A 14821-nucleotide genomic window follows, 5' to 3' on the forward strand; every position below is an offset into this window, starting at 1 on the left:
CCGCCTCCGTCACTGACTGCCTTTACGCAGCTTGTTTCTCTGCTGGTACACGTCTGCCGACTCGCGGACAAACCCGGCATTCACCGTGGCATGCCAGGTGTGCTCCAGTTCATCGGCAATGGCCTGTAACTCCGTAAATGAAGAACGAAATGGGCGCAGCGCATTGTAGATTTCCAGAATGCGAGCATCCGGGATGGCAATCAGTTCCGCCGCACGACGGAAATTACGCGCCACGGCGTGACGCTGCATCTGCTCGGCGATCTGCGCCTGATACTCCAGCGTTTGCTGAGAAATACGCACATCCTGTGGCCCTACGCGCCCTGCCAGTACATTCTCAAGAGTAATATCGGTTAACGGCTTTCCGGTGGGCGTGAGGATTTTCTCCGGGCAGCGAGTCGCTAACGGATAATCCTGCGCGGTCATGATGTTTTCGTTCATCGTCATTCCCTTACTAAGGCAATATGCAGCGTGACAGGCGTGGCATCCTGCACCACGTGTTTTGTTTCTTTAATGTGGAACAGCGCAGCCTTGGCCATAAATTTCGGTCGCACCATCTGGTCATTAACGACCGGTACCGGCGAGGGCGACTCTTTGCGTGCGTAACGCGCGGCGTTCTTACCAATCTGGCGATAGGTTTCCAGCGTCAGCAGCGGGGCCTGAGAAAAAAGCTCCAGGTTGCTCAGCGGCAGCAAATCACGCTGATGAATCACCGTGGTTCCTTTCGACTGAATACCAATGCCGATGCCGGAACCGCTCAGATTTGCTGCATCCCAGGCCATAAAGGAGACATCCGAGGTGCGCAAAACTCTGACCACCCGCGCATGTAATCCCTCTTCTTCAATTCCGGCCACCAGCTCTTTCAGGATTGCCTTGTGCGGCATATCAATCAGGGTCTTATGCTGGTATTTATCAAAGGCCGGCCCAACGCCAATCACCACTTCATCCGCGCGATCGTCCGCTTTTGCCGCCTCGCCTTCGCTAACCTGCAAGGTGAAAACCGGCTTACGTTCAGTTGTACATTCCACCGCATACCGCCTTATTCAATGCTGCCAGGCTGAACCACACCCGCAATATTTTTAATTTCCGCCCAGCGTTCGGCAGAGATGCGATAGCCGGTGCCGGGTCCCTGATAATCATTGATGTCGTTAACGGCGCTGACCACCTCGAACTGGCGATCCAGAATGGCGGATGTTTGCAGATAATCGCCGGTCACACGCTGCCTCAACATGTTGAGAATGTTGCTGGCGATATCGTCAAAACCGCTGGCACTCAGCGCGCCAACAACATCCAGCCCGGTGATATTGCGCTTCATCATTTCTTCCACCGCGGCCAAATCCTCTACCACATTGCGCGCGGGCATATCTTTGCTGCCGTGAGCATAGGTGGCGGCGTCAACCTCTTCATCGCTAATCAGCGGCAGGCCCAGCTCGCGAAACACCGCCTGAATAGCGCGAGCCGCCTGATTGCGAATAGCGATAGTTTCCTCTTCCGTTACCGGACGCAGACCGCCATCAACCATCAGATCACGTTGCAGAATGTTGTAATCATCAAAGTCCTCGGCATCGAAGTTCGACCCAGCAAACATGTTGTCGTAGTTCGGTACCGCGCTGTAGCCGGAAAAGATAAAGTCGGTACCGGGCAGCATCTGCATCAATGTACGGGCGGTGCGGCGAATATCGGAGTGCGAGAAGGTCTGGTCATTCGCCGACGCCACTTCGAGGTCGAGCATCGAGGCAATCAGGTTTTCCGCCAGCACAGCACGGATCCCCGACGGTACCGCCCCGGTCATACCAATACAGCTGACCGCGCCGTTTTGCAGTCCCTGAACGCCCGCGCCCTTAGTGATAAAAATGCAGCGCGACTCCAGATACAGCATTGATTTGCTTTCTGAGTATCCCATCAGCGCCTCCGAGCCAGTGCCGGAGGTGTAGCGCATCTTCAGCCCGCGGGAAGCGTAGGCCGAGGCGAGAAAGGATTTTGACCACGGCGTGTCATCGCCGTCGGTAAACACTGACTCTGTACCGTATACCGACACCGTTTCGGCGTAGCTGGTTAAGCCGCGCATACCCAGTTCCAGTTCGGTGGCTTCTTCAACGGAACATTGGGTAAGCACGCCAGGACGGCCGCACTGCGAACCAACCAGTAGCGCCAGCGCGTTAAACGGCGCATAGCGGGCGATGCCTACGGTCGTTTCTTGCTCGGAAAAACCACGGATCCCCGCCTCGGCGGCATCGGCGGCAATTTGCACCGGGTTATCTTTCAGGTTGGTGACGTGACACTGGTTAGAGGGTGTACGTCTGGCGCGCATTTTTTGCAGCGCCATCATCATTTCCACCACGTTCATTTTCGCCATCACCTCCACCGCTTTCGCCGGGGTGATGGCGGTGGTAATGGCAATAATCTCTTCCCGACTGACGTGGATATCCACCAGCATTCTGGCGATGTCCAGCGCGTCGAGTTGCATTGCCCGTTCGGTTTCCGCGATGTTAATCGCGTAGTCAGCAATAAAACGGTCAATCATGTCGAACTGTGCACGATCTTTACCGTCCAGTTCCACAATACGGCCATTTTCCACCTTCACCGACGACGCGGGATCGTAGGGGCTTTCCATGGCGATCAGCCCCTCTTCCGGCCATTCGCCAATCAGCCCATCCTGATTGACAGGCCGCTGGGCAAGAACTTCGAATCGTTTTGATCTTCTCATAGCGCGTTGACTCAAAAAGTAAATAATAAGGACGCCGGGCCGTATCGCTGGTGGTTTACCGTCCCAGCAATCGCCTTTATCAGCAATAGCCGAACTTTAAATGAGCAGACTAATAAAAAAATAAAATTAATTACGTTCCAATTTGGCACGCAATTAAAACGCATCGTTTCATATTGAAACGCGTATTTGGAATATCCATAGAGAATTGTGACGAGGTTAAATGATCATTATCAATAAACGCCAAAGGAAGATCACTTACTTGCTATTTTAGATTATTTTACTGTATTGACTTAATAACGTGCTGCGCGAAAATAAAGAAAACCCAATGATAAAAAATAGCTGCCGCGCGATATTTTTCGTGACCTCAGCCCTACACAATTAACAGGAGATACCGTGAATAAGAGCCAACCCATCGCCACCATCACGCTGGCGGCCGCACAGAAAATGGCAGCCGCCGTTGAGGCTAAAGCGCTTGAAATCAACGTTCCGGTCGTCTTTTCCGTTGTTGACCACGGCGGAAACACGCTGCTGATCCAGCGCATGGATGAGGCGTTTGTCACCAGCTGCGATATTTCACTCAATAAGGCCTGGACCGCCTGCTGCCTTCGACAGGGTACTCACGAAATTACCGATGCGGTGCAACCCGGTGCATCTCTTTATGGCCTACAGCTCACCAACCAACAGCGCATTATTATTTTCGGTGGGGGGTTACCAGTTATATTAAATGGAAAAATAATTGGCGCCGTCGGCGTGAGTGGTGGCACCGTCGAACAGGATCAGCTATTAGCTGAAACCGCACTATATTGCTTCTCTGAATTATAAAATAAACGTAAGAAGGTATATTATGAGCTATCGTATGTTTGATTATCTGGTGCCAAATGTGAACTTTTTTGGCCCCAATGCCGTTTCCGTAGTGGGTGAACGCTGCAAACTACTGGGTGGGAAAAAAGCCCTGCTGGTGACCGATAAAGGCCTGCGGGCAATTAAAGACGGTGCGGTAGATAAAACGCTCACGCATTTGCGTGAAGCCGGTATTGAAGTAGCAATATTTGACGGCGTCGAGCCAAACCCCAAAGACACCAACGTACGCGATGGCCTGGCGGTGTTTCGTCAGGAGCAATGCGATATTATTGTCACCGTCGGCGGCGGTAGCCCACATGACTGCGGTAAAGGTATTGGTATCGCGGCCACTCACGAAGGCGATCTCTACAGCTATGCCGGAATTGAAACCCTGACCCACCCGCTGCCGCCTATCATTGCGGTCAACACCACCGCCGGTACCGCCAGTGAAGTGACCCGTCACTGCGTACTGACCAACACCAAAACAAAAGTGAAATTTGTCATTGTCAGCTGGCGCAACCTGCCGTCAGTATCGATTAACGATCCGCTGCTGATGCTCGGCAAACCTGCGCCTCTGACCGCGGCCACCGGGATGGATGCCTTGACCCACGCCGTGGAAGCCTACATTTCCAAAGATGCAAATCCGGTCACCGATGCCGCCGCTATTCAGGCAATCCGCCTGATCGCCCGTAACTTACGCCAGGCCGTAGCGCTGGGCAGCAACCTGAAAGCTCGTGAGAACATGGCCTACGCTTCACTGCTGGCGGGGATGGCCTTTAACAACGCCAACCTCGGCTACGTACATGCCATGGCGCACCAGCTTGGCGGCCTGTATGACATGCCGCACGGCGTGGCGAATGCCGTACTGCTACCGCACGTGGCACGTTATAACCTGATCGCTAATCCGGAAAAATTTGCCGACATTGCCGAGTTTATGGGCGAGAACACCGACGGCCTGTCTACCATGGACGCCGCCGAGTTGGCGATTCACGCTATTGCCCGCCTGTCTGCTGATATCGGCATTCCACAGCATCTGCGCGAACTGGGCGTAAAAGAGGCCGATTTCCCGTATATGGCAGAGATGGCGCTGAAGGACGGCAACGCGTTCTCGAACCCACGTAAAGGTAACGAGAAAGAAATTGCCGCGATCTTCCATCAGGCTTTCTGACAACAAAGGGGACGCGATGCCATTTTCATCACCGAGCGTAAACCTGTTTTATCACCCATGCTGGCAGGATTCCCGTGTGCTTGATGAACTATGCTGGGGGCTGGAAGAGCAAGGCGTCCCGTGCCGGGCCACCAGCTGCAACGACAGCGGCAGCGCGCTGGCGCTCAGCAGACGGGCAGCAAAAAGCTCGGCGCTGCGCGTAGGTCTCGGCCTCAGCGTGAGCGGCGAGATTGCCTTAACGCATACCCAGTTGCCCGAGGATCGGGCGCTGATCTGCGGGCATATCGCCGCCGGGATCGAGCAGATCCGCACGCTCGGCGCCAACGCAGGCCAACTGGTCAACGTGCTTCCCTTCAGTGAGATAACATAAATGTATCGCATCTATACCCGAACCGGCGATAAAGGCACCACCGCGCTGTTTGGCGGCAGCCGCATCGACAAAGACGACATCCGCGTTAACGCCTATGGCACGGTAGATGAACTGATTTCCCAACTGGGCGTGTGCTATGCCACAACCCACCAGACCGAGCTACGCGAGGATCTGCATACCGTCCAGAAGACGCTGTTTGTGCTGGGTGCAGAACTCGCCAGCGACGATAAAGGGATCACTCGTCTGAAGCAGACGATTAGCGATGAAGATATTCAGAGACTGGAGCGGCTGATCGACCGCAATATGGCGCACAGCGGCCCGCTGAAAGAATTTGTCATTCCGGGGAAAAACCTCGCATCTGCACAACTACACGTAGCGCGCACGCTGGCGCGTCGACTGGAGCGTATTCTCACGGCGATGGACAGAACGCTCGCCGTGCGTGACGAACTAAAGCAATATATCAATCGCTTGTCCGACGCGCTCTTTTCGATGGCCAGAATCGAAGAAACTACTCCAGATGTTTGCGCTTAAACTGGCTGGCGTCGATGTCGTACTGCTTCATCTTGCGCCACAGCGTGGTGCGCCCAATGTTCAGCAGCTGCGACATCTCCTGCACGCGCCCGCTGGTGACGCGGGCGGCGTGGATAATCGCCTCTTTTTCGATGGCGGTAAACGTCAGGCTGGCAGGCAGCAGCGAAGATGTCGTATCCATACCCGGTCGTTCGGCAAACAGATAATCTGGCAGGTTGCTCAGGCGAATATGGCCATTCTCGCTGCTGATGGCGATGTTCTCGATAATGCTGTTCAGCTCGAAATCATTGCCCGGCCACGAATAGGCCACCAGCTGCGCCAGCGCGTCATCATCCACCTTCAGGCTGGATGAAAAGCGTTTTTTCAGGCTGTTCAGGCGAGTATAAATCAGCGCCGGAATGCTGTTCCGCCGCGCGCGCAGCGGCGGAATAACGATTTCAAACGAGTGCAGCGCGTAATACAGCTGACGGCTAAAGCGGTTTTGTTCCACCAGATTGGCAAGATCGACCGTGGTGGTGGCGATCACTTTCACATCCACCGGGATCAGGCGTCGGGCGTCGAGACGGGTCAGCACCCCCTGCTTGATCACCTGCAACAATGCAGACTGTAACTCCGGTGCCAAATATTCGATTTTTTCCAGAAACAGCGTACCGCCGTTCGCCAGTTCAAGGCGGCTTAGTCGGCCGTTTTCATCATCGGTTGGCGCGCTGCCCATAAAATCCTGTCCCAGCACGCTGTTGGCATACAGCTGACAGTTTACGGCGATATACGGGCCGCTGGCCCGTTCACTTTCATTGTGGATCGCCTGACTGAGCAGCTCTTTACCGACGCCCTCTTCGCCGCACAGCAGGATCGGAAAACTTCCCCTCGCCGCCTGGCGACCAAAATGGATCAGCCGTCGGGTTTCCGGATCGTCCGCCGACATCTGCTCAAAAGTATGGCTTACTTTGCCCAACTGACTGGTCATCAGTTGGCGCATTTGCTCGACCGGATGCAGCAGCAGAATAAAGCTGTTGCCCTGCTCTTCCACAATCGGCTTTAAAGTGATCACCGCATCAACAAACTGGTGCTGGCTCTCAAAGGTGACTTCGACGTGATTGAGGCCACGAGCATGTTTGATTGCCCGGCGCAGCAGCATCGGCATATTCACCAGGTCATGAAGATTTTTCCCCTGACTGGCTTGCACATCCAGATGCAACAGCATGGCGGCACGCGCATTGAGGAACTGCAGCACACCCTGTTCGTTCCATGCCATCACGCCATCATCCATGCTCTCCAGCAGTCCGTACATCTGATTCAGATGGCGATTAGATTCGGCCAACAGGCTGTCGGTCAGCAACGAATTGCCTACCTCTCTGGCAATCGCCAGCGTCAGGGAGAGATCGGAAACGGACTCATGTTCCACCAGGCAGCACAGCGAGATGGAGCCAAACAGTCGCCCGTGGTTATCAAATACCGGCGTTGAGCAGAACGACCACGGATGTAGTGCTTTTTTAAAGTGCTGATCGCCTGAAGTTTTTGTTGGCTGCCCCGGCATAGTCGCCAGCGACAGTGCACAGCTACCAATAATACTCTCCGCACAGTAGCTGCCGTCGAGAAAACCCAGCTCCGCCAGCTGTTCCACCGTCTGTGGATCGCCGCAGCGGCTGAGAATACAGGCGGACTCATCGAGGATAAACAGCGCACAGGGACGACCATCCATAAACTCCCAGGCGTCTTCCAGTGCGGCCTGAGCAATCGTCACCAGCGCAGTCTTGCGGCGGCAAATCGAGGTAAACGTCAGCCCTTGCGCCTGATGCGGCGCCTGCCAGGTTTCCCGCTGCATAAACTTACTGCAACGGTGCCATGACTGGGCAATAACCGAAGAGACGTCCTTTCCAATGTTCTGAGTGTGCGCCGTCATATCCCTTTCCGCTGTTTTACCCTGGATACCCCCTCCGACAGAGACGGTCAGAGGGGAGAAGATGCCGGCGCAGAGCGTTACTGATGTCTGATTAACGCGCCAGCCACTGCTGTCCCAACAGGTCTGCCGTCAGAATAGCGGCATGCACGCTTTCAGGCGTCACCGGGAACGGCATGTTGTGAATGGTTTCACCTTCTGCGCAGGTGGCTTTGGCAACAGCATGAATTTTGTCGTCAATGCCGTCTTTCACGCCCATTTGCGCCAGGGTGACCGGCAGGCCGACTTTCTGACAGAATGCCAGCACGGTTTCGATCTCTTCCATCGGGCTGTTCTGCAACACCAGCTGTGCCAGCGTGCCAAACGCGACTTTTTCGCCATGGTACAAATGGTGACACTCTTCCAGTATCGTGAAGCCGTTATGAATCGCATGCGCCCCCGCGAGGCCGCTGCTTTCAAAACCAATACCGCTAAGATAGGTGTTCGCTTCCACAATGCGCTCCAGCGCATCGGTTACGACGCCGGCCTGCGCCGCGCAACGCGCCTTTTCGCCTTCTGCCAACAACGTATCATAACACAGTCGCGCCAGGCTCAATGCCGCCGCAGTCGACTGTCCACCTGCCATGCTGGTCGCGCGGGCGTCATAACAGGCCTTCGCTTCAAACCAGGTAGAGAGCGCATCACCCATCCCGGCAACCAACAAACGCACCGGCGCTTTGGCGATAATCGCGGTATCCATCACCACCATATCCGGGTTTTTCGGATAGATCAGATACTCTTCAAACTCACCGGCTTCGGTATAAATGACCGACAGCGCGCTGGTTGGCGCATCGGTCGAGGCGATGGTCGGGATCACCACCACCGGCAGCTTCTGGTAATAGCCAATCGCTTTGGCGGTATCCAGCGTTTTGCCGCCGCCGATCCCGACCACGCCACGGCAACCGTGTTGCTTCAGAATGGCAATCAAACGATTAATTTCCACATGGCTGCATTCGCCGTTAAAGCGTTCCGCATGGCAGCTAATATCGTGATTATGCAGGCCATTGAGCACTTTCTCTCCCGCCAGGTTCATCACGAAATCATCCGCAATCACAAAAAAGCTGTCCGCCAGATTTTTAGCATATTGACCAAATAAGATAGATGCATCAGGGCCCTGGAGATATTTGGCTGGAGATTGAATAACGTTTAGCATTCCTTTCATCCTCAAATAAGTACATGTTTTGACATGATGAGCCCTGGCATTGACCTGTTTAGCCTGATGCTAACGGCGAAAACAAAGCGCTACCGGAGCGATGCAATCACTGTATGGCGAGGCGAGTACAAAAAAATCATTCGTCTTTTTGTTCTGATATGAAACGGATAAAAGGAAAATACGTTCCATATTGAAACAATTAACCCTAAAAAAGATAAGGTTTGCGATCCCGATCCGTTCCTTTAGCCCATATTTCTGTCACGCAAAGAGGCCCGGTTTCGCCTTTTCGTTATCTACCGCCGGAATAACCGGCAAAAAAAAGCGCACTGTCCCGAACACCCTGCCCTGACGGCCGGTGAAAAAAGCCGCGTGGGTTCGCATTTAGCCATTTCCACTCGTCATTACGTTCCATTTAGGAACAAAAAATAGTTTTTACGTTCCGAAATGAAACTTATTTTACTTGAATTTTTTTCCGCGCTGACTCGGCCAGAATCTCTCCATCGCCTCCGCTACCATGACCATGCATTCGGGGGTTTGTTTAATACTCAACCTGCCGGAGCCGTTATGTCTCAATTCTTTTTTAACCAGCGTACCCATCTCGTTAACGATGTCATCGACGGTACGATTATCGCCAGTCCGTGGAATAACCTGGCACGCCTGGAGAGCGATCCGGCCATCCGCATCGTGGTGCGTCGCGACCTCAACAAAGAGAACGTCGCGGTGATCTCCGGCGGTGGCTCAGGTCACGAACCCGCCCACGTTGGATTTATCGGTAAAGGCATGTTAACTGCCGCGGTTTGCGGTGACGTGTTTGCCTCGCCGAGCGTCGATGCGGTACTGACTGCCATTCAGGCGGTGACCGGTGAGGCAGGCTGCCTGCTGATCGTGAAGAACTATACCGGCGATCGCCTAAATTTTGGCCTGGCCGCCGAAAAAGCGCGTCGGCTCGGTTATAACGTCGACATGCTGATCGTCGGCGACGACATTTCACTACCGGATAACAAGCACCCACGCGGGATCGCTGGCACCATCCTGGTACACAAAGTTGCCGGCTATTTCGCCGAACGTGGCTACAACCTCGCTACCGTGCTGCGTGAAGCGCAGTATGCGGCGAACAACACCTTCAGCCTGGGCGTCGCACTCTCCAGCTGTCATTTGCCACAGGAGACCGACGAGGCTCCGCGTCACCATCCGGGCCATGCAGAGCTGGGCATGGGCATTCACGGCGAGCCGGGTGCGTCGGTGATTGACACGCAAAACAGCGCGCAGGTGGTTAATCTGATGGTCGAGAAGCTGATGGCCGCCCTGCCGGAAACCGGACGTCTGGCAGTGATGATCAATAACCTCGGCGGCGTCTCCGTTGCCGAAATGGCCATCATTACCCGCGAACTGGCCAACAGCCCGCTGCACGCACGTATCGACTGGCTGATTGGCCCGGCCTCGCTGGTCACCGCGTTGGATATGAAAGGCTTCTCGCTGACCGCCATGGTGCTGGAAGAAAGCATCGAAAAAGCGCTGTTGACCGAAGTGGAAACCAGTAACTGGTCAACGCCCGTGCCGCCACGTGACATCACGACCGTGCCGTCATCTCAGCGCAGTGCACGCGTAGAATTTAAGCCTTCGGCTAACGAACAGGTTGCCGGGATTATTGCGCAGGTCACCGGTACGCTTGCTAATCTTGAATCTCACCTCAATGCGCTGGATGCGAAAGTCGGCGACGGCGATACCGGGTCAACCTTTGCCGCAGGTGCGCGTGAAATTGCCGACCTGCTGCATCACCAGCAGCTCCCGCTGGATAACCTTGCCACGTTGTTTGCACTGATTGGCGAGCGCCTGACCGTGGTCATGGGGGGCTCCAGCGGCGTATTGATGTCAATTTTCTTTACCGCCGCCGGACAAAAGCTGGAGCAGGGTGCCGGAGTCGCCGATGCGCTAAATACGGGGCTCGCCCAGATGAAGTTCTACGGTGGTGCAGATGAAGGCGATCGTACGATGATTGATGCGCTGCAGCCCGCGCTAACATCGTTACTGGCACAACCACATAACCTGCAAGCCGCCTATGACGCTGCGCTGGCAGGCGCAGAACGGACCTGCCTGTCGAGCAAAGCCAACGCCGGGCGCGCGTCGTATCTCAGCAGTGAGAGCCTGCTTGGTAATATGGACCCCGGCGCACACGCGGTAGCAATGGTGTTTAAAGCGCTGGCAGAGAGTGAGTTGGGCTAAGTTCTTCGTTCTACCGGTTATCAATGCCTGATGGCGCTACGCTTATCAGGCCTGCGGTTTGCTCGCTTTTGTAGGCCGGATAAGGCGTTTGCGCCGCCATCCGGCGAAGAAAGGCCTTATCCGGCCTACGAAGTACGCACTCCGGCAAAACGTTAACGATAAACGCGAATGCCGCCCTCTACGCCGCGGCTAAACAGCACCTGCCAAAGCTCGATATCTCTGGCACGGAATGCCCCAGCACACGCGCATAAATAGTAATTAAACATCCTTTTGAAGGTCGCGGAATAACGCGACGACAGCGTCGGCCATGCCTGGTTAAACCGTTCATGCCAGGCCATCAGCGTTTTATCGTAGTCGCTGCCGAAGTTATGCCAGTCCTCCATCACAAACCGCGATTCGCTGGCCTCGGCAATGTGGGAAATCGCCGGTAAACAGCCGTTTGGGAAGATATATTTATTGATCCACGGATCCACACTCATCCCTTTTTTATTGCTGCCAATGGTATGCAGCAGGAACAATCCATCGGGTTTTAAGCAGCGGTCGGCAATACTGAAATAGGTGTCGTAGTTTTTCGGGCCCACGTGTTCAAACATCCCCACGGAGACAATACGATCATAGTGTTTATCGAGGTCGCGATAATCCTGCAGCAGAATAGTGACATCCAGCCCGTCACAGCGCTGTTGCGCCATTTTCTGCTGTTCTTTCGAGATGGTAACCCCGTCTACCGCTACGCCATAATGGCGTGCGGCATATTCAGCCAGCCCGCCCCAGCCGCAACCGATATCCAGCAAACGCATGCCCGGTTGCAATTGCAGCTTCTCGCAAATCATTTTTAATTTGGCATTCTGCGCGTCGTCTAATGTTGTCGCGTCTTTCCAGTAGCCGCAGGAATATTGCATGTGGGGATCAAGCATCAGGGCGAAAAGATCGTTACCTATATCGTAGTGTTCTTTGCCGACAATCCAGGCACGGCTGCGTGATTGCAGATTAAACAAACGCGCGCTGGCAATGCGTAAAATATCTTTCAGATTGCCCGGCATTTTTTGGTCGAGTTTTGCTTTAAGGATTTTGCAGAACAGAATATCGAGCCGCTCGCAATCCCACCAGCCTTCCATATAGCTTTCACCCAGCCCTAACGAGCCTTGTTGCAGCACCCGTTTAAAGAAACCGGCATGGTGAAGTTGAATGTCCCAGGCGCGCGAACCATTAATCTGGATATCAGCCTGCTGGAGCAGGTCTTTCCCCATTCGGGTCCAGTTATCATTTGTTTCATTGACGATGACAGCATCAGAACACAGCGAATTCATGGTATTTACCAAAGGTGGACGAATAATTCTTACGCAAGATTATTATGGAAAACAGGGTGTATGTATTATGATTTGCGGACAAGATCTATCGAACAGAAGCCACATCACCGGAAGTATCAGGTATTTTTTATGGACACCCTCAGGCAAAAACAGTGGAGTTCTTTCCCGGATGATTCAATGGCGGAACTGCCGCAGGACGTGTACTTTCGTTCTTATGTCCTTGAAGCGAATAACCATGTTCCACCGCATTCACACGCATTTACCCAGTTTCACTTCGCCCGTAAGGGCAGTATGCGCATTGATGTCGCCGGTAAATGCTGGATAATTCCCGCACATTACGGTATCTGGATCCCGAATAATATTGAGCATGCGGTATGGGCGCTGGATGACGTGTATTTAGAGAATCTGGATATTAAGCCAGGCTTTCTTGAGAAGCGCATCGACGAGTGTAAAGTGGTGGCGATCAGTGATTTCGCCAGAGAGTTTATTCATTACGCCACCAACGTCATTTCAGGCCATTATGATAGCCAGTCAAAAGAAGGAAAACTGGTGAGCGTGCTGGTCGATATTATTTTGCAATTACCGGAAGTCGCCTTTGTATTACCCTGGCCGCAGGATGCAGAATTAACAAAAGTGTGCCGGACAATACAGGAATCTCCCGCACGGGAACACTCGGTGGAGTACTGGGCTAATCATCTTGGCATGTCCGCCCGAACTTTCTCGCGTCATTTCAAAAAAGAAACCGGGTTACCGTTCAGCGTCTGGAAGCAAAAGATGCGTATTCTGGAATCGGTGTTAATGCTGAAGAAAAATAAAAGCGTTACCGCCGTGGCGCTCGACGTGGGGTATTCGAGCACCGCGGCGTTTAGCTACGCGTTCCGCCAGGCATTTGGCGTTCCGCCGTCAAATTATTAATCAGCCGCTTTCCGCTGATGCCAGTAGGCTGCCGCACGCACCCGCTGCGGGTCAAACGCCTCGGTTTCAAAACGGGCGCTCAAATTTTTTACCACTTTCCCTTCGCCGGTTACCCAGATGAAATAATCGTCTGCAGGCACCGTCAGCCGAGCCAGCGCGTCATCCACCGCCTGTTCGTCATGCCCGACAAACCACTGGATAGCAAACCCATCCAGATGGGCAAGGTAGTCCTGATATGCCGCATCCTGCACGCTCACCAGCGCCGTGACGTTCGGGCGTCGCGCTAAACGACAGAGCGCTTCCAGGCGACGGCGCAATGCAGGCATTCCCGATTCATCGCACACATAAACCTGATACGCATACTCTTCCGGTACCACCAGCGAGCCGCGCGGTCCGCCAATCGTCAGTGTATCCCCTGCACGGGCATGCATCGCCCACGTACTCGCCACTCCACCGTCGTGAATATAAAAATCCAGCGCCAGTTCATGACGCGCATCATCGTATAGCGGCGTGTAATCCCGGGACGCAGGGCGCACACCGTCAGCCCAGACGATGCCCTCATCGGTAACCACCGGCGGCACAAAATGGCTGCCTGGCTCAGGAAAGAAAACTTTGGCGTGGTCATCAAAGCCGCGTGAGCTGAAGCCGTCCAGCGCCTCCCCGCCCAGCACGATGCGCTGAAAACCTGCGCTGATACGCTCAACGCGCAGGACGGTAAGTTCACGGAAGCGCAGTTCATTACGAACGCGCTGGGGGTAGCGTGAGGTGTTTTTTGTCATTTTTCGCCTTCGTGAGGATAATACGATATATCTAAATTAACATTCAAATGATAATGATTGCTAATAACAAAGATTGCAAGCATTTTTTTGATACACGCCACGGCGTAAATCCCCTTCTCACCATTGATAATAATTGACATGAAAATCAATCAATTAAAACACCAGCCTATCACGCACTTGCAAAATCATAACTTTTAGATATAAATTAGATATATCGAAATAACATCTGGAGACTACTATGCAAAACCACCATGACGGTTGCTGCAAACATACAGATCACCCACACGAAGGTTGCTGCAAAGGCGAAGAACATCGCCACGAAGGCTGCAACAGTGAAGGACATCACCACGAGCACGGCTGCGGGCATCGCCATGGCCGCGGTGGCGGCGGGCGTCGTCAGCGTTTCTTCGGTCACGGCGAATTACGCCTGGTGATTCTGGATATTTTGACCCGCGATGCCAGCCACGGCTATGAGCTGATCAAAGCCATCGAAACGCTGACCCAGGGCCACTACACGCCAAGTCCAGGGGTGATTTATCCGACGCTGGATTTCTTGCAGGATCAAGAGCTGATTGTCATCAGCGAAGAGGAAGGTGGGCGTAAACAGATCACGATCACGGCGCAAGGCCAGCAGTGGCTGGAGGAGAATCGCGAGCATCTGGCGCTTATTCATGAACGCGTTAAAGCACGCTGCGTGGGCTTTGAATTACGTAAGAACCCGCAGATGAAACGTGCGCTGGAGAACTTCAAAGCCGTATTGGATCTGCGGGTCAATCACGGTGACACCAGCGATGCGAAGATCAAAAAAATCATCGGTATTATCGATCGCGCAGCGCTGGATATCGCTCAACTGGATTAATCGGGTCATCGGGCGGAACCCGGTGTTCCGCCT

The 14821-nt window shown here is 53.9% G+C and carries 13 protein-coding genes and 1 pseudogene; 7 read left to right on the forward strand and 7 right to left on the reverse strand.

The genetic code is table 11. The features are described 5' to 3' along the window. Window positions 1-9: 9 nt before the first annotated feature. Genes QNN86_RS16735 through QNN86_RS16745 form a run of 3 tightly spaced genes read right to left on the reverse strand, consistent with a single transcriptional unit; the run spans window position 10 to window position 2704 of the window. Window positions 10-438, reverse strand: a complete 429-nt coding sequence (locus QNN86_RS16735; protein ID WP_071697585.1) for a diol dehydratase small subunit — start codon at window positions 436-438, stop codon at window positions 10-12. Window positions 439-440: 2 nt separating this feature from the next. After that, window positions 441-1025 (reverse strand): propanediol/glycerol family dehydratase medium subunit, encoded by a 585-nt coding sequence (locus QNN86_RS16740; protein ID WP_182270946.1) that lies wholly within the window; start codon window positions 1023-1025, stop codon window positions 441-443. Window positions 1026-1036: 11 nt separating this feature from the next. Then, the gene (locus tag QNN86_RS16745) at window positions 1037-2704 is read right to left on the reverse strand and encodes a propanediol/glycerol family dehydratase large subunit (protein ID WP_181617956.1); all 1668 of its coding nucleotides are present in this window, start codon (window positions 2702-2704) and stop codon (window positions 1037-1039) included. A gap of 393 nt (window positions 2705-3097) precedes the next feature. Between QNN86_RS16745 and QNN86_RS16750 the strand changes: the two genes are divergently transcribed. From QNN86_RS16750 to QNN86_RS16765, 4 genes are read left to right on the forward strand one after another with little or no spacing between them, the layout of a single operon-like run. Next, entirely contained in the window at window positions 3098-3526 is a 429-nt protein-coding gene (locus QNN86_RS16750; RefSeq protein ID WP_096755609.1) for a GlcG/HbpS family heme-binding protein, read from the forward strand. A gap of 22 nt (window positions 3527-3548) precedes the next feature. Further along, a complete protein-coding gene (gene dhaT / locus QNN86_RS16755; protein ID WP_414211837.1) occupies window positions 3549-4712 on the forward strand; it encodes a 1,3-propanediol dehydrogenase in 1164 nt (387 codons plus the stop codon). Between the two features lie 16 nt (window positions 4713-4728). Continuing rightward, window positions 4729-5082 (forward strand): glycerol dehydratase reactivase beta/small subunit family protein, encoded by a 354-nt coding sequence (locus QNN86_RS16760; RefSeq protein WP_414211839.1) that lies wholly within the window; start codon window positions 4729-4731, stop codon window positions 5080-5082. Beyond that, on the forward strand, window positions 5083-5613 hold the full coding sequence (locus tag QNN86_RS16765) for a cob(I)yrinic acid a,c-diamide adenosyltransferase (RefSeq protein WP_182270943.1): 531 nt from the start codon (window positions 5083-5085) through the stop codon (window positions 5611-5613). Here QNN86_RS16765 and dhaR read toward each other — a convergent pair. Beyond that, window positions 5591-7516 (reverse strand): dihydroxyacetone kinase operon transcriptional regulator DhaR, encoded by a 1926-nt coding sequence (dhaR, locus tag QNN86_RS16770; RefSeq protein ID WP_414211841.1) that lies wholly within the window; start codon window positions 7514-7516, stop codon window positions 5591-5593. The genes QNN86_RS16765 and dhaR overlap by 23 nt on opposite strands. Before the next feature lie 91 nt (window positions 7517-7607). Then, window positions 7608-8705: a glycerol dehydrogenase gene (locus QNN86_RS16775; RefSeq protein ID WP_414211844.1), complete on the reverse strand. Its 1098-nt coding sequence runs from the start codon at window positions 8703-8705 to the stop codon at window positions 7608-7610. 564 nt (window positions 8706-9269) lie between these two features. Between QNN86_RS16775 and QNN86_RS16780 the strand changes: the two genes are divergently transcribed. Further along, on the forward strand, window positions 9270-10928 hold the full coding sequence (locus QNN86_RS16780) for a glycerone kinase (protein WP_414211846.1): 1659 nt from the start codon (window positions 9270-9272) through the stop codon (window positions 10926-10928). A 152-nt stretch (window positions 10929-11080) separates the two neighbouring features. Here QNN86_RS16780 and cfa read toward each other — a convergent pair whose 3' ends face one another. Further along, the gene (cfa, locus tag QNN86_RS16785) at window positions 11081-12235 is read right to left on the reverse strand and encodes a cyclopropane fatty acyl phospholipid synthase (RefSeq protein ID WP_181617962.1); all 1155 of its coding nucleotides are present in this window, start codon (window positions 12233-12235) and stop codon (window positions 11081-11083) included. A 67-nt stretch (window positions 12236-12302) separates the two neighbouring features. On the opposite strand from cfa, the pseudogene QNN86_RS16790 reads away from it, so the two are divergent. Continuing rightward, window positions 12303-13150, forward strand: a pseudogene (locus QNN86_RS16790) (helix-turn-helix domain-containing protein). Here the strand turns inward: QNN86_RS16790 and QNN86_RS16795 are convergent. Then, window positions 13147-13929: a siderophore-interacting protein gene (locus QNN86_RS16795; RefSeq protein ID WP_153880023.1), complete on the reverse strand. Its 783-nt coding sequence runs from the start codon at window positions 13927-13929 to the stop codon at window positions 13147-13149. The pseudogene QNN86_RS16790 and the gene QNN86_RS16795 overlap by 4 nt on opposite strands. A 238-nt stretch (window positions 13930-14167) precedes the next feature. On the opposite strand from QNN86_RS16795, the gene QNN86_RS16800 reads away from it, so the two are divergent. Next, window positions 14168-14788 (forward strand): PadR family transcriptional regulator, encoded by a 621-nt coding sequence (locus QNN86_RS16800; protein WP_414211849.1) that lies wholly within the window; start codon window positions 14168-14170, stop codon window positions 14786-14788. Window positions 14789-14821: the final 33 nt, after the last annotated feature.

The organism is Citrobacter sp. C348 (genome assembly GCF_047467975.1).
GTDB lineage: Bacteria > Pseudomonadota > Gammaproteobacteria > Enterobacterales > Enterobacteriaceae > Citrobacter > Citrobacter gillenii.

Bases quoted from the DNA above. Each gene is read 5' to 3' on its own strand.
- QNN86_RS16800 (WP_414211849.1), top strand. From the start codon at position 14,168: ATGCAAAACCACCATGACGGTTGCTGCAAACATACAGATCACCCACAC.
- QNN86_RS16780 (WP_414211846.1), top strand. From the start codon at position 9,270: ATGTCTCAATTCTTTTTTAACCAGCGTACCCATCTCGTTAACGATGTC.
- dhaR (WP_414211841.1), bottom strand. From the start codon at position 7,516: ATGACGGCGCACACTCAGAACATTGGAAAGGACGTCTCTTCGGTTATT.
- dhaT (WP_414211837.1), top strand. From the start codon at position 3,549: ATGAGCTATCGTATGTTTGATTATCTGGTGCCAAATGTGAACTTTTTT.
- cfa (WP_181617962.1), bottom strand. From the start codon at position 12,235: ATGAATTCGCTGTGTTCTGATGCTGTCATCGTCAATGAAACAAATGAT.
- QNN86_RS16735 (WP_071697585.1), bottom strand. From the start codon at position 438: ATGAACGAAAACATCATGACCGCGCAGGATTATCCGTTAGCGACTCGC.
- QNN86_RS16745 (WP_181617956.1), bottom strand. From the start codon at position 2,704: ATGAGAAGATCAAAACGATTCGAAGTTCTTGCCCAGCGGCCTGTCAAT.
- QNN86_RS16765 (WP_182270943.1), top strand. From the start codon at position 5,083: ATGTATCGCATCTATACCCGAACCGGCGATAAAGGCACCACCGCGCTG.
- QNN86_RS16760 (WP_414211839.1), top strand. From the start codon at position 4,729: ATGCCATTTTCATCACCGAGCGTAAACCTGTTTTATCACCCATGCTGG.
- QNN86_RS16775 (WP_414211844.1), bottom strand. From the start codon at position 8,705: ATGCTAAACGTTATTCAATCTCCAGCCAAATATCTCCAGGGCCCTGAT.
- QNN86_RS16795 (WP_153880023.1), bottom strand. From the start codon at position 13,929: ATGACAAAAAACACCTCACGCTACCCCCAGCGCGTTCGTAATGAACTG.